16 protein-coding genes are annotated in these 19400 nt (G+C 59.6%); 3 read left to right on the forward strand and 13 right to left on the reverse strand.

The features are described 5' to 3' along the window. Window positions 1-19: 19 nt before the first annotated feature. Genes I2E69_RS11060 through I2E69_RS11075 form a run of 4 tightly spaced genes read right to left on the reverse strand, consistent with a single transcriptional unit; the run spans window position 20 to window position 8235 of the window. A complete protein-coding gene (locus I2E69_RS11060; protein WP_195461265.1) occupies window positions 20-1936 on the reverse strand; it encodes a S8 family serine peptidase in 1917 nt (638 codons plus the stop codon). A 22-nt stretch (window positions 1937-1958) separates the two neighbouring features. Beyond that, the gene (locus tag I2E69_RS11065; RefSeq protein WP_195461266.1) at window positions 1959-3464 is read right to left on the reverse strand and encodes a BACON domain-containing protein; all 1506 of its coding nucleotides are present in this window, start codon (window positions 3462-3464) and stop codon (window positions 1959-1961) included. 20 nt (window positions 3465-3484) lie between these two features. Then, entirely contained in the window at window positions 3485-7045 is a 3561-nt protein-coding gene (locus tag I2E69_RS11070; RefSeq protein ID WP_195461267.1) for a BACON domain-containing protein, read from the reverse strand. A gap of 14 nt (window positions 7046-7059) precedes the next feature. Next, complete coding sequence (locus I2E69_RS11075; RefSeq protein WP_195461268.1) at window positions 7060-8235, reverse strand: BACON domain-containing protein; 1176 nt, start codon at window positions 8233-8235, stop codon at window positions 7060-7062. Window positions 8236-8694: 459 nt separating this feature from the next. Between I2E69_RS11075 and I2E69_RS11080 the strand changes: the two genes are divergently transcribed. The 3 genes from I2E69_RS11080 (at window position 8695) to I2E69_RS11090 (ending at window position 11841) form a co-directional block, all read left to right on the forward strand. Next, the gene (locus tag I2E69_RS11080; protein WP_195461335.1) at window positions 8695-10527 is read left to right on the forward strand and encodes a peptidase U32 family protein; all 1833 of its coding nucleotides are present in this window, start codon (window positions 8695-8697) and stop codon (window positions 10525-10527) included. A gap of 20 nt (window positions 10528-10547) precedes the next feature. Then, on the forward strand, window positions 10548-11435 hold the full coding sequence (locus tag I2E69_RS11085; RefSeq protein WP_195461269.1) for a class I SAM-dependent methyltransferase: 888 nt from the start codon (window positions 10548-10550) through the stop codon (window positions 11433-11435). 118 nt (window positions 11436-11553) lie between these two features. Continuing rightward, window positions 11554-11841 (forward strand): hypothetical protein, encoded by a 288-nt coding sequence (locus tag I2E69_RS11090; protein WP_195461270.1) that lies wholly within the window; start codon window positions 11554-11556, stop codon window positions 11839-11841. 1 nt (window position 11842) lies between these two features. Here the strand turns inward: I2E69_RS11090 and I2E69_RS11095 are convergent, their stop codons facing one another. From I2E69_RS11095 to I2E69_RS11135, 9 genes are read right to left on the reverse strand one after another with little or no spacing between them, the layout of a single operon-like run. Next, entirely contained in the window at window positions 11843-12532 is a 690-nt protein-coding gene (locus tag I2E69_RS11095; protein WP_195461271.1) for a hypothetical protein, read from the reverse strand. A 12-nt stretch (window positions 12533-12544) separates the two neighbouring features. Continuing rightward, window positions 12545-13117 carry a chromate transporter gene (locus tag I2E69_RS11100; protein WP_195461272.1) on the reverse strand — a complete coding sequence of 191 codons (573 nt, stop codon included), beginning with the start codon at window positions 13115-13117 and terminating at the stop codon, window positions 12545-12547. An 18-nt stretch (window positions 13118-13135) separates the two neighbouring features. Next, window positions 13136-13570 (reverse strand): DUF3828 domain-containing protein, encoded by a 435-nt coding sequence (locus I2E69_RS11105; protein WP_195461273.1) that lies wholly within the window; start codon window positions 13568-13570, stop codon window positions 13136-13138. Between the two features lie 12 nt (window positions 13571-13582). Further along, window positions 13583-14143, reverse strand: coding sequence for a chromate transporter (locus tag I2E69_RS11110; RefSeq protein ID WP_195461274.1), 561 nt, complete (start codon window positions 14141-14143; stop codon window positions 13583-13585). A gap of 2 nt (window positions 14144-14145) precedes the next feature. Beyond that, window positions 14146-14910 (reverse strand): NADH:ubiquinone oxidoreductase, encoded by a 765-nt coding sequence (locus I2E69_RS11115; protein ID WP_195461275.1) that lies wholly within the window; start codon window positions 14908-14910, stop codon window positions 14146-14148. 24 nt (window positions 14911-14934) lie between these two features. Then, window positions 14935-16458 (reverse strand): NADH-quinone oxidoreductase subunit C, encoded by a 1524-nt coding sequence (locus tag I2E69_RS11120; protein WP_195461276.1) that lies wholly within the window; start codon window positions 16456-16458, stop codon window positions 14935-14937. Beyond that, a complete protein-coding gene (locus I2E69_RS11125; RefSeq protein WP_195461277.1) occupies window positions 16455-17855 on the reverse strand; it encodes a complex I subunit 5 family protein in 1401 nt (466 codons plus the stop codon). Before I2E69_RS11125 ends, I2E69_RS11120 begins: the two co-directional genes overlap by 4 nt. A gap of 4 nt (window positions 17856-17859) precedes the next feature. Continuing rightward, window positions 17860-18489, reverse strand: a complete 630-nt coding sequence (locus I2E69_RS11130; RefSeq protein WP_195461278.1) for a hypothetical protein — start codon at window positions 18487-18489, stop codon at window positions 17860-17862. Beyond that, complete coding sequence (locus I2E69_RS11135) at window positions 18486-19400, reverse strand: respiratory chain complex I subunit 1 family protein (RefSeq protein ID WP_195461279.1); 915 nt, start codon at window positions 19398-19400, stop codon at window positions 18486-18488. The genes I2E69_RS11130 and I2E69_RS11135 overlap by 4 nt, the downstream gene beginning before the upstream one ends.

Raw genomic sequence — 19400 nt, forward strand, 5'->3', positions numbered from 1 at the left:
TTTATCGTTCATAAATGGGTCAGCGGACCGTGACTCCGATCGGTTTGCGGATGGCGCCGCCGTCCGAGACGATGACCGTGGTCTCTCCCTTGCGCAGGCCCTTGATCCGCATCGTTCCGCCCGAGAGGGAAACTTCGACGATCGAAGAATCGGCGATCGTATAGGTCAGTACGTTCGTTGCGAGGAAATAGCTGCCCAAATCGAGCGTCGCGCTTTCCCCGGCTGCAATCGTCTGGGCCGGGATTCCGTCGATTTTCGCAATGGTCAGCAGCAGTTTGTAAGTGTCCAGGGCGCCTACGCCGATCATGCCTTTGTAGCCCGCATAATCGCCTGCGCAGAAAGAATCGGTCGACTGCGTGCTGCTTAGCAAAGCCTGGCGCAGCATCTCTGCGGTGAGTCCTTTGCGTTTCTGTGTGCCGTAGTAGTAGCTGACAGCCAGTGCGCAGGCTCCCGATACATGCGGACAGGCCATCGAAGTGCCCTGCATCGACTCGTAGCCCGAGTTGCCGTCGGCAGCTACACTGGTGCTGTAAATGCCTCCGTAGGAGCCGTCACGCGACAGGTCGCCGCCCGGGGCTGACATGGAAACCCATTTGCCGTAGTTGGTGAAGGACGAGGGGAGTCCCATGCAACCCGTAGAAGCCACACTCACTACGTTGGGGTCTGCGGCAGGGTAGCAGTTTTCGTTCGAGGCGTCGTTGCCTGCGGCGAAGATGACGATACCGCCGGCCATCGGGCCCGTCTGAACCCCGTTTTCGTCGATTCCCGCATACTTGTTGAAGTATTGGATGGCCCGGCTCAGGGCCGAGTAGGTTCCGCGGGTCCATTCGGAATCCGAAAAGGTTCCGGCCGGATAACCCCAACTGTTCTGGCAGATGACGGCCCCGTTGTCGGCGGCGTATTTCATCGCCCGGATTTGTCCGGCGAGGCCGGCGCCCGAGGTCCCCGATTCCGATTTGGCGAGAATCTCGCAGGACATGATTTTCACGCCGTCGTTTTGGCCCGAGCCGCCTGCGATGCCGCAGACGCCGCGGCCGTTGTTGTTCACGGCGGCTACCGTGCCTGCCACGTGCGTGCCGTGAGACATCTCCTGTGAAAAGGTCAGCGTGCCCGAGTTGGTGATGAAGTTGTAGCCGTAGATGTCGTCGACATAACCGTTGCCGTCATCGTCTGCTCCCTCTGCACCGTTCAGTTCCGCTTGGTTGACCCACATGTTGGGAGCCAGGTCTTCGTGATCGTATTTCACGCCCTGGTCCACCACGGCCACGATCACGTCGGGATTGCCCGTCGCCAGTTGCCATGCTGCGTAAACGTTGGCGTCGGCGCCTATGACGGTCTGTTTCGAAAAGACATTTCCCGTATTGTTGTAGTGCCATTGCATGGTCCGTTCGCGGTCTCCTTCGTTGAAGGGGAACGGAACTTCGCGCAGGGCGTTGGCAACGGCGCGGGTTTCGGCTGCTGCCGGGGTTTCGACGCGCTGGTAGTCCGACGATACGGCTTCGATCGAATATTCGATGATTTCGATCTCTTTGCAGGCCGAAAGCATTTTGGCCATTTCGTGCGTGGGGACCGAAGCATCGTATTTGGCGTAGTACCACAGGTGTAGTCCTTCGCGGCGCGTGCGCTCCTCGAAGCGTCCGCAGGCCGGGAACAAGCGTTCGAACTTCACGGTTCCGGCCTGGGTCAGGATGCGGTCCAGTTCGTCGATGCCGCTGCGCGGGTCTGAAGTTCCCGTAGCACGGGTCTTTTCGACGACGGGCGATGCGTCCGGCTTGAGTTTGAGGATAATTTCGCCGTTGACGGCGCTTGACGATTGGTTGACGACGATCGGTCCGTCGGTCGTGTCGCCGCCGCGTTGCGCGGATTCGTCCTTGGCGCACGAGGCCAGCGCGGCGAGGACAGCGACTGCGAGGATCGTTCTGAATATATGTTTCATTGAGACTTCGTTTTATGGGTGTTTACTCCTTTATGCAACGAATTTGAGCCGAGAAAACCGGGGATGCCGAGAAATATTCGGCCCAGTAAGGGGTGAAATCCACTCGATACCACCGTCCGCCGTCCGCATATTTCTGCGTCGTCCAGTAAAAACCGTAAGTGCCGGTGTTGTGGTGCGGCGTGTTCTCGGTGATGGCCACGGTCCCCGCCGCCGGATAGTAGTCGCCGGTGTATTTCCACCGCCGTCCGCCGTCTTTGAAGACGTTCCAGTCGTAGGCCGGGTTTTCGCCGTTTTCATCATATTCTTCGGCCTTGCCTCCGGTCGTAATCTTCTGGTTGCCGGCCGGGATGCCCCACATGTCCTTACCCGGGATTTTGTAGCCTGCGGGACAGGGATCGAAGATCGTCTTTTTGTCAGACCAGAGGCCCGAGTCGGTGACGGTGCCGTCCGTGCTCATGCAGTACCATTCGTACACGTCGTTGTAATAAGGTACGAGGAATGCCATCGGGTTCTGGATGGAATACGGAATATTGCCGGGAACGCTGACCAGGGGCGGGGCTATGACATGGAACTGCCATGTGCCCGAGCCGTTGCCCACTTCGGCGTTCGTCTCGTTGTTGGAGAGTTCGTCGTTGGAACCGTCGACATAGGGCGAACGGGCGGGTGGGAACGGATCCTTGCGGCCCCACTGGTAGGACATGCCGCGGTTGTCGACATCCATCGGGTTGTTGTTTATCGCTCCCAGGTTACGGTCCATCACTTCTGCGATGATGTTGTCCGGGGTGTTGAGGTGGTAATGCGTCGTAATTTCATCGTTGCAAACCCAGATATGCCAACTCCAGAGCACATTGCCGGTGATGTCGCGGACGGCGATCACGGCGTTTCCCTGGCTGCGGCCCGTAGAGAAGGCCACATAACCGTCGCGGTAAACGGGTGAGCCGTCGATGATCTCGCGGGACATTGTCCGGTCGCCGTCGTTGCGGGTCTCCCAGAGCAGGTCGGCGTAGGCGATATCGGTGATGCCGATGCCGTGAAGCTGGAGGTAGGTGCTGCGGCCGTCGCCTTCGGTGTTGCCGTTGCCTTTTACCGTTGCCCGGAATTTATAGGCCTGGTTGGTGTGGACAATGTAACAGTTGGCCGTGCCTGCGGCGCTGAGGTCGGTGCTGCGTTCGGCGCGCTGGGTCAGGTTGACGAGTGCCGTAACGGTTTGGTCGCCCTTTTTTCCGCTGACAGTTACACTTCCTGTCAGCAGACCCGGTGTTCCGTTGGCCGGAACCGTGATTTCCAGTGTATTGCCGTCCTTCTGCGTGACGGTGAACCAACTGCCGGCGGCCTGGTATTCCCAGCCGTCGGTATTGGTTGCGACGATCACCGCGACGGAGCCGCCGTCGGCGTCGAAGATTACTTTCGTGCTCGACACCTCGATCTTCGCCGGGGCGGTATACTCCTCGGGACCGATCTTGGTCGTTTCCGTGCAGGCCGTCGACAAGCCGCACAGCACGATAAGGCTATAAATATATTTTTTCATGTTTTCCCGATTTTACAGTGTTATTTCCATACGGACGGAATCTGCTCGTAGTCGCTCAGTCCGGTGCAGCCTGCGAAGCAGCCCTTCGAACTGGTTATGGCTACGAATCCCGACGCATCGGCGGTTTCGGCGGTGCGCTCGTAAAGATGGTATTTCACACCGTCCTTACCCGTTGCGACCGGGGATTCGCCCGTCAGCGAAGAGCAGTTGTTGAAGGCGTTGCCGACGATCTTCAGCCCGGTGAAATCTTCGAATACCGAGTCCGGAATGCGCGTCAGCGACGAGCAGCCGTTAAATATGCTGGAGATCGAAGTTACCTTCGAAACAGCGAAGAACGGCTTCTCTCCGATGGTTTTCAGGGATACGCAGTTGGCGAAGGTGTTCGTGAACGAGGTGTTTTTCGTGCTGTTGAAAACTTCGGTGCCGACGGTTTCGAGGCTCGAGCAACCGCTGAAAATACTGCTGTAATTGCTGACCGTTTCGTTGTCCTTGAAAAGCCCGTCCGGAACGCTTCTCAGCGACGTGCAGTTCAGGAAAAGGTTGGCGAAGGTCGCCGAGGTGGCCCGTACGCCTACGAATGCAGTCGGGTCGATGGTCTCGATCGAAGAACAGCCGTTGAACAGCGAAGTAAAGGTCTTGGCCGTCGTGTTGTTTACGCCCGTCGTGCTGAACAACTGTGCGGGAACGCTTTTCAGCGACGTGCAGTTCTGGAAGCAGAAGCCGTAGGTCGTGACTTTGGTGTTCTTGGCGAAAAGACCGGCCGGAATGGTCTGGAGTCCTTCGCAGTCGGTGAATGCATAGTCGAACATCGTAGCGCCGGTCTGTCCGTCGAAGACGCCTTCGGGGACAGTGGCCAGTTTGGGACAGGCGTTGAACACATAGGAGAACTTGACGCTCGCCGTGCTCGTGCCGAAGACTTTGCCAACCGTAACCAGTTCGGCGCATCCGGCGAAAGCATAGGTAAAGTCCGTAACCTTCGTATTCGCGGCGAACAATCCGTCGGGAACCTCGGTCAGCCGGGGACAGAGGTTGAAGACTTTGCTGAAAGACGTGATGTTGGGGTTGCGGCTGAAAAGCGTTGCTGAAACGCGTTTGATGCCCGAGTTTGCGAATACGCTCGATGCGGCCGTAAGGGCCGGGAACGAGGCGAACAGGTCTTCGGGAACCTCTTCGAGCGATTCGCAGCTGTCGAACAGTCCGGCGATGGTCGTGATGCCCGGGGCGCCGCGGAATGCGTCGGGTGCGATCTTCGTGAGTTTCTTGCACCCCTTGAACATCGAGGAGATGCCCGTAAGGCTTGAACATCCGTCGATAATGCCGGACCCGATCTCTTCGAGCGATTCACAGCCGCTGAACAGGCTGGAGAAATTCTTGACCTTTTCCAGGCCGCTCAGCATGCCGTTGGGAATTTTCCGGAGCGATTTGCAGTTCTGGAATGCGCTGGAGAAACTCGACGCTGCGGTGTTCGTGGCAAAGAGGTTCTCGGGAACGGTCGTCAGCGATTCGCACCCACCGAAAACGTTGTCGAAGGTGGTGGCTTTGGAGAATCCGTCGAACAGGCCGGCAGGTACTTCCAGCAGGCCCGAACAGCCGTTGAAGACATAGCGGAAGGCCTTGTCTGTGGTCAGCGTTTCGAATGCGCCGGATGCCGTGAACAACTCGGCGGGAATGGAGGTCAGTTCGGTGCAGCCGCCGAAACAGTTGTTGAAGGTAGTGATCTTCGAACAGCCTTTGAACGTATCCTTGTCGATGCGCGTGATTTTGGTTTTGGAGAAGGTCTGGTCGAAGGAGGTGCACTCCGATTTGCCTTCGAACAATCCGGTGGGAACTTCTTCCAGTTTGGTGCTGTAAAAAGCCATACGGAACGAAGTGACTTTGGGATTGTTGGCGAAGAGTTTGGACGGAACCGTCGTGAATTCGGTCGCGGAACTGAACAGTGCGTTGAAGGTGTTGATCTCGGGATTGTTGGCGAAAAGTTTCTCCGGGACGGTTTTCAGTTGGGTCGCGGTGAAGAGCGAGCTGCAATCTTCCAGTTCGGGGCATGACGCCAGCAGGTTTTCTTCTACCTCCGAAAGCGCTGTGTTCGCAAAGGCGTTGTTGACGCTTTTGAGCTTGGTGTTGTTTTTCAGCAGGTCTTTGGGGAGTTTCTCCACCGACTTGCAGTTGTAGAACGTGTATTCGAGGCTGGTCAGTCCGGTGGCGTTATCCAGCAGGCCTGCGGGAATCTCCTCCAGTACGGTACAGCCGTAGAATGCTTTCGAGAAGTCGGTGATGTCCGTGAAAGCCTCGGTCTGGTCGGTTACGATGCGTTCGAGATAGGAACAGCCGTTGAAGGCGTTGGCAACCGATTTCAAACCGGTGCGGCCCCAGTTGAAGACCTCCTTGTACTGGTAAATCTGGTTGTAGCTGGTCTGATTGGCTCCCGTGCAGTTGATCGAGGGCACGGTTCCCTTGACCGAAACGACATAGTAGTCGGGATCGGTGTAGGTGTGCTTGGGATACGCCTCTGTCGTTTCCTCGACGGTTCCGTCGCCCCAGTCGATCGTGGCATTGATCGCTTTGTCGAAGGGCAGGCAGGCGCGGAGGTCTTTCGACGAGACTTCGAGGCCGATGATGAAGGCGTCGAAGTCGAAGCCTGACTGCGAGACGGTGATCACGACCTCGGCCATGTTAGCCTTGCCGTCGCCGGCTTTGAGGGTGATCGTTGCCGAGCGCGATCCGGCGTCCGGGTTGGTTCCGGTGGAAATGATCAGTCCTTCCTCGGTTTTTTCGACCGAGAGCCAGTTGCTGTTATCGGAAACGGAAAAGTCCCATTCGAAGTTGGAGTCGATTGCGATCTCCTTGGATTTGACGGGCGTCGAGGAGAACGGGACGGTCTTTAAAGATGGTGTTACATATGCGGCGCGATCTTGCGCGACGCTGATTGTTTCAGTGACGGGATTTCCCCCCCCCTCGCCGGCGATCAGGCTAAAGGTCGTTTCGCGGTCGATGAAGGTTTCGTTCTCCGCAAGGGTGATCGTTACGTCGTTACCTTCGCGCTCCACGAGCATCCAGGGGCAGGCTTTGGTCTCGATAACCCAGTCTTCGTCGCTCGACGTGACGGTGAATTTGGCTGCGAGCTCACCGCGTGCCGGAACGGTGAAGTTGTTTTCCGAAGCGGAAATTTCAAGCGTTCCGTATGCATTCTGCGAAACAGCGATCGTTGCGGTCTTGTCGCCGGCCGTGATAGTGACGGTGGCCTGCTGTTTCTCTTCCGCTTTGTTGCTTTCGCAGTTCAGGATGAGTTGTGCGGCTTTGTCGTCTTTTTCGATGGCGAGCCAGTCGCCGTTTACGGTTTTGTAGTCCCAGTCGACGTTGGTCGAGATATTTACGACCACCTCGCCGCCTACGCTCTTGAATCCGATGGCGGCATTTTTATTGTCTTCGGTCGTGAACCAGGTGTTCTTCGACGAAATGCCCAGCTCGGCCTTGACTCCGGACGGTTCGTCGCCGGGTTTGGGATTGGTGTAGGTAATCGTCTCCTCGGAGCAACCCATCAGGGCCAGCATCGCCGCTGCCATTATGTAAATGAATTTTTTCATGTCAGCTTCGGATTTTAGTAGTTATAAGCGGAAAAACCCTCCTGGGACGGGGTGACCTTGGCATTGCTGACGGCCGTTTCCGTGGAAGGACGCTCCCAGCGGACGAGGTACATCTCCCCGTTGGCGTAGTAGCGGTCGCTGAACGAGGCGTACTGCTGATTCTGGTAAACTGTCAGACCCAGCGAATTGTAACCTTCGCCGAATCCGCTCAGCAGCAGGGCGTCCTTGATCTGGCCGTCGTCATCGGCTCCTTTGCCCGGCGTGGCGTGAAGTGCACCGCCGCGGAATGATCCTGTGCCCATGTTGAGCTTGGTGAGATAGATATAGCGTTTTGTCGACGGGGTAAGGTCCTGGGTGAGGCACAACTTGCCCAGTTCGATGTCCAGCGTGCCGTCTTCGCGGTTGAAGAGGGCTTCGACAACCGTACCGTCGAGGAACAGGTCCTTGATGTAGACGCTCTTGCGGTATTCCTTCTCTTCGATGGTGCAGAACGTACCCGTGCCGCTCAGGCCCAGCGGGCTGCCGCCGTAATACCAGTTCTTGGCAAACAGTCCGTAATAACCGAGTAATTTGTAGTAGGGGCTTTCTTCGCGGGATATCTGTGAAACAGCTACTTCCACGCTCTCAGAGGCGGTCCCCCTGGTCGAGGTGACAACCAGCGTTGCCGAACGGGAGGCCTCGTCGTTTTTGGCGGCGGAAACAGTGACCGTATTCCGCTGCGGGTCGCAGGAGACGGTCAGCCATTTGGCTTCGCTCTTCGCGCTCCATTCGCCGTTAGTGTTGACCGTAAAGGTGTTGCTTTCGCCTTCGGAATCGAACTCGATTTTTTGAATGCCCGTCAGCGTCAGGTTGACGGATTCGCGGGAGTAGGCCTGACGGACCTCGATTTCATGTTTGTCCGAGGACGATTCCACGGTGACTGTAGCAGTACGGGGGCTTTGCGTGTCGTTATCTCCGGCGGTGATGGTCAGGGCTCCGTTTTCGCGGTGCAGCATGACCCAACCGTCGGCGCAGGCGGCATCCCAATCGGATGGACTGGCTACCGTCACGGTCGTCGTTCCACCTTGCTCGGAGAATGCGACGCTGCTGCGCGAGAGGACGATGCGGTCGGCAACCTCCTCTTTCGTCTTGTCGTCGCAACTGCTCGTTACGAATACGACAAGAAACATCAATAGTAGGTTTCTTCTCATAAGAAATTGTTTAGAATAGGGACTGAAAAAACACGGCAGCCAGATTGTCGGCCAACCGTATTCGGGGTGATTTGCATAGTAGTGAGTTTAAAGAATTCTGTTCATCCACAGGCGCAATATAGAAAAATTTGTCCCCAAATTGCTCGTATGTGAAAAAAATATTCTTCCGATTGATCGCGCATATTGATTCATTCGCTATTTAAATATCTTGTAATCAATATATTATGCTAGTTGCTCGAATTTTGCATTTATTGCGGGGTATTTGTAATATATTGACATTTTGTCGGATTGGTTATGTCGGAGTCCGTTCTTTTGTCCGTTTGCCGGATTTGATTGCCTCAGGGTCGGGCCGGGTTTGAAACGGTAAGTTCTGCTCTGGGTGGAGCCGGCGGAATCGTGATTTTTACCCTCCGTCGTCTGACATTGTCGTGTTTTTTGTATTTTTGCAAAAAGAAAATGATGAAAACCGTCGAATTGTTGGCGCCCGCCAAAGACTTTGCCTCGGCAGTGGCCGCTGTGGATTACGGCGCCGATGCCGTCTATATCGGCGGTGCGAAATTCGGTGCGCGGCAGGCCGCGGGAAACTCCGTAGAAGAGATCGCCCGGGTTGCGGAGTATGCCCACCGTTTCGGCGTGAGGGTTCATGCGACGCTCAACACGTTGTTGTGGGACGGTGAGTTGGAGGCTGCCGAACGACAGGCCCGCGAACTGATCGCGGCGGGGATCGATGCGCTGATCGTGCAGGACATGGCCCTGCGGCAGATGGATCTTCCGGTGGAACTGCATGCCTCGACGCAGGTCTGCAACCGGACTCCCGAGGGGGCGCGGTTTCTGGGGGAGGTCGGGTTCGCCCGGGTGATCCTGGAGCGCAACCTGTCGCTGGAGGAGATTCGGGCCATCTGCGACGCTACGGCGGCCGAAGTGGAGTGTTTTGTCCATGGAGCGATCTGCGTGGGATACAGCGGCCGTTGTTTCCTGTCGCGGTCGATGTCCGAGCGCAGCGGCAACCGTGGTGCGTGCAGCCAGCCCTGTCGCCTGACGTGGGACCTGACCGACGGAAAGGGCCGGACGTATATCGCCGGGAAGCACCTGTTGTCGGTACGCGATCTGAATCTTTCGGAATCCATTGGCGACCTGCTGGATGCGGGCGTTACCTCATTCAAGATTGAAGGTCGGTTGAAGGATCTCTCTTATGTCAAGAACGTTGTGGCTTATTACCGCCGGGCGGTCGACGAGGCACTGGCCGTGCGTCCTGGATTCGTACGGTCGTCCGTCGGCGAGAGCGTTCCGGATTTCAGGCCCGACCCGTCGAAAAGTTTTACACGCGGGGAGTCGGCTTATTTCCTCTCCGGAAAGCGGGCCGGAGTGGCTTCGTTCGACACTCCGAAGGCCGTCGGCGAACGGGTGGGCCGCGTGGCGAAGGTTTTCCCGAATGGTTTTATGCTTCTCGGGGAGGCGGAATTGGCGCCGGGCGACGGTATCTGCTTCATCACGCCGCGCGGCGTGACCGGAACCAACGTCAACGCCGTGGACGGCAATCGTATCACGCCCAACCGCATGGAGGGGATCATCCCCGGTGCGGAGGTGTACCGGAATTTCGACCGCCGTTTCACGCTGGCGCTGGAACGCAGCCGTACGCGGCGGGTCATTCCGGCCAGGGCCGTGGCGGAGGCGACGGCGGAGGGGATTCGGATTACCTATGCAGATTGCGAGGGGGTGACGGCTTCGGCGGAACGGAGCGTGAAACTCGATCGGGCGAAAAATTCCGATGCCAATGCCGCTGCGCTGCGTACGCAGGCGATGAAGGGCGGCGATACGATTTTTTTGGTCCGGGAGGTCGAAGTGCGGGGTGCGGAGTGGTTCGTGCCTGCGTCACTGGCGGCGGAACTGCGACGCGAAGGACTTTCCGGGCTGGCTGAGGCCCGCCGGAAGCGGACGCCGGAACACCGTATCCTGTCCGGGGACCCCGCTGCGAAATACCCCTCGGAGCAGCTTGCGGCCGAAGAGAATGTGACCAACCGGCTGGCCGAAGCGTTTTACAGGGATCACGGGGTCCGGACGATCGAGCGGGGGCTGGACCTTGCGCCGGCTACTGCCGGGCGGCGTGTGATGCACTCGTCCTACTGCATTCGCCGTGAGATCGGCGAATGCCTCCGGGAGCGTCCGCGGCTTCGCGGCGACCTTTATCTCGAACGCGGCGCATACCGTTACCGGCTGGAATTCGACTGCGCGGCATGCGAAATGTCCCTGATCGACGAACCGCTCGGGAAGCGGGCTTTGGAAAGTTTATAACCGATTGCAATACGAACTTTATGCAGGAACAGCTTACACCCGATTTCGGGGATTATGAATTGCTCGACACGGGCGATTTCGAGAAACTGGAACGTTTCGGGCGCTATGTGACGCGCCGTCCCGAGCCGCAGGCCATCTGGCGGCGGACACTCTCCGAAGAAGAGTGGCGGCAAACGGCCGACGCTTCGTTCCTGCGCGACGCGCGCAGCGACGAGCACGGGCAGTGGTGTCTCGGCGAGAAGATGCCCGACCGCTGGGTGGTGGAGTATGCCTATAAGGAGATGCGGCTGCGCATGCGGCTGGCCCTCACGTCGTTCAAACACGTGGGTATCTTCCCCGAGCAGGCGGCCAACTGGAATTTCATCTACGACAACTGCCGGGAGATGGTCGCTGCGGGAGGTTTTACGCCCAAGGTGCTGAACCTGTTCGCTTATACGGGCGGCGCGACGCTCGCGGCGCGGGCTGCCGGGGCCGAGGTGACGCATGTCGATTCGGTAAAGCCGGTGGTGACCTGGTCGCGCGAGAACATGGAGCTGAGCGGCCTGGAGGGTGTGCGGTGGATTGTCGAGGATGCCTTGAAATTCGTTCAGCGCGAGGTGCGCCGCGGCAGCCGCTACCGTGGGATTATCCTCGATCCCCCGGCTTACGGGCGCGGAGCCAACGGCGAGAAATGGATTCTGGAGGACAATATCGGCGAAATGCTCGATTGCTGTGCCCGGTTGCTGGAACCGCAGCGGGCATTCCTGGTGCTGAACCTCTATTCGATGGGATTGTCGTCGACGCTGGCCCGTACGGCCGTGAGGCAGGCATTCGGCGCGCCGCACGAGGAGCAGTGGGGCGAGTTGTGCTTCACCGACCGGGCCGGCAAAGAGTTACCCCTGGGAACATATTACCGCTTTAAACGGTAAGTTTCGCGGTCGGGGCGGGGCAAAAGCGAGCCCTGACCGTTTATAACGATTGCCGGAAGGCGCGTGCACGGTTTGCGTTGCCGGGCTGTCCGGGTCGAATCGGATTAAAACACATGATATGAGTATTCTAACCCTGTTATTCGGAGTTCTGAGCGGCTGTTTTCTCGCCGTGTTGGTAGGTATTATCGGCAGTCACCGCCGCATCGGTTTCGGCTGGGCGTTTCTGATCAGTGTGATTTTCACACCGCTGGTGGGGCTGATCATCGCCCTGCTGACCGACCCGCTGCCGGGCGGCGGACAGCGCTGGGGCTGTATCGGAACCTTCGTCGCCATTCTGGGACTGCTGTTCCTCATCGTGTTCCTGATGCTGGTGCTGACGGGCGGCGCACTGATTGCCGCCGTCTGATCTACTGGTAGCGTTTCTCCAGTTTGACAATCATCGCTTCGAGTCTCTTTTCGTTTGCCTCGAAATAGTATGTGTCGAAAGCCCTCGGAATCATGCCGAGCCAGTTCCGCACCTTTTTGCTGGCGAGCATTTTGCCGAATGCCTTGTCGATATTCGTATCCGCAGACCACAGGGTTTCCCCCATCTGTTCGGGCAGGATGGCTTTCATGCGCTGGTCGTAGTAGATATTCATCGAGTTGTCGAATGCCCCGAGTTCGTTGTAGCAGCGCAGAAGGTCGATGACGATCTGTTTGTCGGCGATGTCGGACGCGATGTCCGTTGTCTTGAACATCTCCAGCGCGTCGGTCAGGAAGCGGTAGGGTTTTCCCAAGCCGCCGGTGATCCGCCGGGTATAGTAAGCTACCGTGTCGGCGGGGAGACCGTCGAGGGAAAAATCCAGCTCTTTCAGACGGTATGCGATCCGTTTCTCGTCGTTGTACATCCATTTGTAATCCTGTATAACTTGCAGGTTGTCGCGCAGTTCGAGCACGACGAGCTGCATGGCCTGCCGCACCTCCCTCTGTTTTGCCGAGTCGGCGATTTTGGCCGTCAGCCACAGCGTCAGCAGTACGCCACCCGTAACGATCGAGAACTGGCGGACATAGTCGCCCAGATGCCAATTTTTAAACCGCTTTTTTAAGGATTTCTTCATGGTGTGTTTGGGTTAGAATACGTAGTAAATCAGGATTCCGGCCGCGGCCGAGAGGATGATCAGCAGGATGGGGTTGACCTTGCGCCACGAGCCTATGAAAACCCCGCCGAAGAGCACCCAACTCCACGCGTCGATGAAGTTCTGGTCGCCGGGGGCGGTGCTGTGGGGAAAGATCAGCAGCAGGGCTGCGGCGGCTATCATGCCGATCACCACGGGGCGCATGCCCCGCATGGCTCCTTCGACCAGCCGGTTTCCCTTGAGTTTCATGAAAAAACGCGCCACGAGAATCATCAGCGTCAGCGACGGCAGGCAGACGGCGAAGGTGGCGATCACGGAGCCGAGGATGCCGCACCAGGTGTGTCCGGTCTGGATGCCGACGCTGTAACCGACATAGGTGGCCGAGTTGATGGCGATAGGCCCGGGGGTGATCTGCGAAACGGCGACGATGTCGGCGAATTCGGCGGCAGTCATCCATTGGTGCTGTACGACTACTTCGTTCTGAATCAGCGACAGCATGGCATAGCCTCCGCCGAATCCGAAGAATCCGATTTTGAGATAGCTGATAAAAAGTTGCCAGAGAATCATATGCCTGCGGTGTGCCGGTTATCGGATTGTGATGTCGGTGATCTTCAGCGCGCCGTTCTCCACCGTCGCTTTCACGGGGATGACGACGCACTTGTTGTTATACCGGTCGAGGTAGGCTACGGCATACCATGCCCCGTCGACGTGCGTGACGGTGATCGTCGCCACGGCATCCGTGTCGAAATCCTGCGCCCGGATAATCGGGTCGTAGAGCTGTTCGGTGCGGACTCGGGTCACTTTCCGCAGGGTCTCCGGGGTCAGGCATTCGCGAAGTTTCGGCTCCGCGGCGGAATCCGGACCTTGGGCTATGAATGTGCAGTAGTCGGTGTAGAACGCCTGCGTCTGCTCCGTTCCGGCTTTCGGGGCGGTTGCCGGTTCGCCGGCGACGGCCCGGCTGTTTGCCGCTGCGGCGAACAGCATGCAGGAAAGCGTTATGGTGAATAGGCTGATTTTCATGGTTCTATGCTTTTAATCTTTCTTTTTCCGTTCGGGACAGTGCTTTCCTGCGACCGCCAGTTCCCAGGCGATGCCTATGGCCGCGGCTGTGACGAGTACGTAGATCGGCGACCAGTCGAGCCACCAGATGGCGAGGGCTGCGGCGGCGATGACGATGAACATGATCCAGTGCATGCCGCGGGCCAGTGAGATCACCGGACCGATGATCAGCGCCACGACGGCCGGGCGCATGCCCTTGAAGGCCGCGTCGACGACCGGATTGTGACGGATGTCGGCGAAGAAGATGGCGATCACGAGGATGATGACGAACGACGGCAGAACCGAACCCAGCAGGGCGGCGACGGCCCCGCCGAATCCCCGGACCTTGTAACCCACGAATACCGACGTGTTGACGGCGATGGGGCCGGGGACCGACTGCGCAAGGGTCAGCAGGTCCAGAAATTCCTTCTGCTCGATCCATTTGCGTTTGGTGATCAGCTCCTGCTCGATCAGCGGCAGCATGGCGTAGCCGCCCCCGAAGGTGAACATTCCGATTTTCAGGAACGAAAAAAATATGGTGCTCAGCCGTTGCATCGTCATTCGCGTTTTTTTCGGCCCAGCAGGTTCAGCATGCCGTCGATGTAGGTCATCGGGTGGGTCGGTGCGCCGGGCAGCCAGAGGTCGGGGGTGTGGTCGTCGAGGAACGTGCGGTCGACGGCGCGGCTGTCGGCGAACAGGCCGCCCGAGCAGGCCTCCGTGCCGCAGGCGACCAGTATCTTGGGCTCTGCGACGGCGTCGTAGCAGATTTCCAGCGCTTCGGCCATGTTGGCCGTGACGGGGCCGGAGATCACCACGCCGTCGGCATGGCGCGGCGAGGCGGTGAAGCCGATGCCGAAACGCCCGAGGTCGAAATTGACATTGCCCGTGGCGCCCAGTTCCATTTCGACCGAGGCGTCGCCTCCGGCCGAAACTTCGCGCAACTGGAGCGCGCGGGAGAAGCAGCGGCGGATTTCGGGGCGCACCTTTTCGGCGTCGAAGGCTATGCGCGTATCGCCCGGACGGACGACGAGGCCTTCGCGCGTGGGCGAGCCGATGCGGTAATCGTTGGTGAAGCGGACGTTGCGGGGCGCGATGCGGGCGCATTCGCCGCAGAAGAGGCAGCGTCCCAGGTCGAGCGCCAGGGGCGCGGCCGTGAGGGCTCCCGTGGGGCATATGGCGGCGGCGCGCTCCGTGTCGCCGGTGTCTTCGGTGGCGGTCAGCACGGGACGGCCCCGGAACTCCGGAGTGAGTTCCACGGCGTCGAGATCGGGAATCGCCTGCCGTCCGTGGCTGTGCAACACCTTTATTTTCGGAAAGATCATATCCGCAAAATTAAGCATTAAAAATCATAAATCGTGCCCGCAGTAGGAGAGGTTGAAACTCTTGTTGCAGATCGGGAAGTCGGAGATGCCTTCGCTGCGTACGGCGAGGGCCAGCGCCAGCCAGTTGTGCAGGCTCGGGTCCTTGATGCGGCAGGCGGCGATGCGGCCTTCGGCGTCGGTCAGCAGGACGTGGCAGGTCTCGCCGCGCCACCCTTCGACAAGCCCGAACGCGAGCGACGACGGGGCCAGCGGCGCCGTGTAGTCGGGGGCGGAATTTTCCGCCGCGGTGCGTTCCTGTTCGCCGGTTTCCAGCAGGCGGCCGATGTATTCGGCCGATTGCAGCACCTCGCGGCTGCGCACCATCAGCCGGGCCATCACGTCGCCCTGCGTACGGACGATGCTTTCATGGCGCAGCGGTCCGGCAAAGACACCCCACGGATGCGAAGTGCGGATATCGCGGGCCAGACCGCTTGCGCGGGCCGCCTGTCCCACGCCGCCGATGCGCTGCATCTCGTCGCGCGGAACGATGCCGCACTGCTCGAAGCGTGCCAGCAGCGTAGGCGACGACTTGATATCGCGGCGCACCTGGTCGTAGCGGCGGGCGATTTCGCGTACGTTGCGGCGGATCATCGCCGACTTTTCGGCTGTCAGCGGATGGTCGGTTCCCTGGGGGCGGATCAGCCCTTTGCCGAAGCGGTTGCCGCACCATGCCTGGGTGGTGTTGATGGTCAGGGTGCGCAGAGCTTCCGAGGCCACTTGCCCGAGTTGATAACCCACGTCCATGCACAGCGCGCCCGTGTCGGCGATCTGCATGGCCATGCGTTCGAGTTCGAGGGCTACGGCGCGTTCGCGTTCGAGGCGTTCGGGGTGTTGGAAGCCGGAGAGTTTCCCGACGGCCTGGGCGAAGGCTGTGGCGTGCGCCACGGCGCTGTCCCCGGCGACGGCTTCGGCGAGGCACGCCTGCCGCAGACGGTTAGTCGTCGTTTCGAAGGCCTGTTCGACGCCCCGGTGCTGGTAGCCCAGCGCGATTTCGAGGTGCAGGACCTGCTCGCCGTTGCAGATGAAGCGGAAAGCACCCGGTTCGATGACGCCTGCGTGGATCGGTCCGACGTTGACTTCATGCAGCGAACGGCCCTCCATCGTGTAGAAGGGATAATTTTCGATCGAACTGCGGCGGTCGTAGCGCTCGGCGGGGAATCGCAGGGGCTTGGGCCACGGCATGCCTTCGAAGCGGATGCCGTAGCGCTCGGCGATGTCGCGCTCGAAGGGGTGCATCTGCGGATGCCGGGCCGTGAGCGAGGGGAGTTCGGCCTCGTCGTAATAATCCGTAGCGTGCGAGGTGATCAGAACCCGGTTTTCTGCGTCGTCGAGCAGGAGGCAGAAAAAACGCATCCTGTCGCCTGCGGGAAGGGCGAAATAGTGGGCCACATGGTAGCGCGCATCGGCGAGCCGTGCCGAAAGGTCCTCGTAGAATACGGCGTAGGAGACTTCGGGGATGTCGCTCAACGATACGGCACGGGCGGTATTGTCGGTTACGTAGTAATTCATAGCGAAACGATTTGGTCGATCAGCGTCAGGAGGAATTGCGGTTGCCAGAGGCCCAGCACGATGGCGGCGGCGAGCAGCGACAGTGCCGACCACGACAGCGTGCGGGCGGTTTTCGAGGGATGCAGTTCGTCCTGGTTGGGCTGGTAGCAGAGGCGCAGCAGGCGCGAGCAGAAGGAATAGATGACGATGCACAGGAGCAGGAGCATTCCGGCGACGAGCCACCAGCGCCCTTCGGCGATGGTTTGCTTGAGAATCATCAACTCGGAGAGGAAGAACGGCGACGGCGGGAAGGCTACCATGAGGACCATGCCCGTGAGCAGCCCGACAGCACCCACGCGGTTGATGTGGATGTAGTCGCCGATGCGGTTGATGCGGTAGTTGTCATAGACCTGCCGCACGACGGCCATCTGGAGGAACAGGCTGCTCTTGACGAGCGTGTGGCAGACGACGTGGAACACGGCGGCCCAGACTCCGATGCCTCCGATGCCCAGTCCGATGGCCGCGATACCCATGTTCTCGACCGTGGAGTAGGCCAGGAAGCGCTTGTAGTTGTTGGTTCGGCGCAGGAACAGCGCGCCGATCATGAGCGACAGCACGCCGACGAGCAGCAGTACGGAGCGCACCCACGGGAAAACCTCCGTGGCGGCGAGCAGTTTGTAGATGCGGAAGACGGCCAGGAACCCGGCGTTGACCAGTCCCGTAGAGATCAATGCCGCGGCGGGCGCCGGGGCGGCGAAGGCAGCGTCGATACCCACGGTATAGAGCGGGAACAGTTCGCATTTGCAACTGTAACCGCAGAGGATCAGCAAAAAGGCGGTCTTCAGGTAGAGGGCGTTGCTGCCCGGGGCCGCGGCGGCTACGGCCTCGTAGCCGAGCGACTCGCATTTGGTCGCAGCGGCCAGCAGCAGGATGCCCAGGTAGGCCATGGCGATACCTGTCGAGCAGACGAAGACGTATTTCCAGGCCGCTTCGAGCGCCTGGGCCGTGCGGCGGTGGTAGATGATGCCCGCCGAACAGAGCGTGGTGGCTTCGATGAAAATCCACGTCACGGCGAGGTTCGAGGCGAAATAGGCCCCCGCGATGGCCGTGGTGAGGAGCATCAGGAGTCCCGAGTAGGTGCGGACCTGGCTGAAACTGCAATCGTGGAGGCTGGCCTTCGAGTGGAAGAAGGCGAAACCGGAGACGATGCAGAGCAGTGCGTAGAAGAGCGTACCCGGAGCGTCGAAGGTGAACCAGGCGGCCGAAGTCTGCCCGTAGAGTCCTCCGGCGGCGATCCAGACGGCAAAAGCAGCCTGCACGGCGTAGAAGACGATGCCCGCGAGGCGCAGCACGCTTTCGCGGCGGGCCGTGAAGGCCGCTGTGGCGACGAGGATGCTGAGGATGAGGTAACAGATCATGGCGTCAGTCTTTTACGTTGGTGAGCGAATCGGCGTCGTCGGCGTGGAGCTTGTCGTCGATCTTGGTGAAGAAGATGCCCAGCATCAGCACCGAGATGAGGATGTCGAGCAGGATGGCGAAGTTGATCAGCAGCGGCATCTCGACGCCGATAGCCGTCGAAAAGAGGAACACGCCGTTTTCGATCACGAGGAAGCCGATCATGTGCGAGAAGATGCGGCGGCGCATGACGATCAGGATCAGGCCGCTCAGCAGCGAATAGAGGGCTACGCCGAAGAACACCAGGTCGATGGTCGTGTCGGCGATGTAGTAGGTGACAGAGGCGCTCACGGCCAGCGCCATGAGCGACAGCAGGAGCGATCCCGACTGTGTCGAGCCGGAGCGGCTCACGCGGTTGATCTTCGTGCGGCGAATGACGGCGAAGAGCATTCCCGGGACGAGGATGCCTTTGAAAAGCAGGGTTTCGAGGCCGATGAAGGCCAGCTCGGCGGGGTTGATCGCGTGCAGGCGCACCAGTGCGATGGCGAATAGCAGCCACCCCTGAAGGCCGATCAGCGACGCGAAGTTGCGGAACCGTTCGGTGATCGCCAGGTAGACGAGCGTCACGACATAGAGGATAATCAGCGGCAGAATCATTGGATACCGATGTTAAGTTGCAGCAGGTAGCCCGTGAAGAAGACCAGGGTGGCCAATGCGGCGACGGTGAGAATGAATGTGGTGTTGCGGGCGAGTTTGTTGCGGGCCTGGGTCGATTCGACGATGCCCACCGAAAGTCCTGTAATCAGCACTGCGAGCGGGGCCGCCGCCCACCAGCGGGGACAGCAGGTCGCGGCGACGGCGTTGGCTGCGATCACCGACAGTGCGGCGGTTTTGAGCCATCCGGCCATCTTGATGAACGCCAGGTCGACGCCGCAGTAGTCGAGACACATCACCTCGTGGATCATCGTCAGTTCGAGGTGCGTGCGGGGATCGTCGACCGGCACGCGCCCGGCTTCGGTGAAGACGATCTTCGTCAGCACGTAGGCTGCGAGCAGCAGCACGACGACGAGCTGCACGCCGTTCACGGCGTCGCCGGAGAAGATCGCGGCGAAGGAGGTGTAACCCGACAACAGGGCCAGCGTGCCGAAGACCAGCATCAAGGCCGGTTCGACAAGTGCGCCGTACAACGCTTCGCGGCTGGCGCCCATGCCTTCGAACGAACTTCCGGTGTCCATGGCCGCCAGGATGAGGGCCACACGGCCCAGGGCCAGCAGGTAGGCGAAGGCGACGAGGTCGCCGTCGAACGAGAGCACCGGCGGCAGGTCGCCGACGGGGATCAGCAGTGCGGCGACGAGCGCCGTGCCGAGCATGACCGACGGAGCCGTGCGGAACAGCGCCGTAGTGGTAGGGGAGTAGACGGCGCCTTTGCGCAGCAGCAGGCGTACGTCGTAGAGGTGCTGGGCGAAACGGATGCCCTTGCGGCCCGCCAGGAGCGCCCGGGTGCGGTTGATCAGACCCGGAATCGCGAGGGCTGCCAGCAGGAGCAGAAGTGTATTGAGTACTGCCAT

This window comes from Alistipes sp. D31t1_170403_E11 (assembly GCF_015553985.1).
GTDB lineage: Bacteria > Bacteroidota > Bacteroidia > Bacteroidales > Rikenellaceae > Alistipes > Alistipes montrealensis.